Raw genomic sequence first — 299 nt, 5'->3', positions numbered from 1 at the left:
GATGACGTTGATAGGCAGGGTGTGGAAGCGTTGTAAGGCGTTAAGCTAACCTGTACTAATTGCCCGAGAGGCTTAACCATACAACGCCCAAGAAGCTTTGTACTTCTGAGTGTTGTAGACAAGCTAAGCTCTGATAAAGAGCAGCAAGTAGAGTGAAAAGCAGTTACTCACGATTGAATTGATATCCAGTTTTCTAGATTGTTACCAGTTTTTCCTGGCAGCCATAGCGATACGGTACCACCTGAATCCATTCCGAACTCAGAAGTGAAACGTATTAGCGCCGATGGTAGTGTGGGGCT

The 299-nt window shown here is 45.5% G+C and carries 2 rRNA genes; both read left to right on the top strand.

The features are described 5' to 3' along the window. Nucleotides 1–80, top strand: a 23S ribosomal RNA gene (locus ACXAGK_RS19495); the annotation flags it as partial. A gap of 133 nt (nt 81–213) precedes the next feature. Beyond that, nucleotides 214–299, top strand: a 5S ribosomal RNA gene (rrf, locus tag ACXAGK_RS19490); the annotation flags it as partial.

This window comes from Alteromonas sp. ABM1_013, from assembly GCF_056160505.1.
The sequence above is the reverse complement of the archived record's forward strand: the minus strand, read 5'-3'. Positions and strand labels throughout refer to the sequence as shown.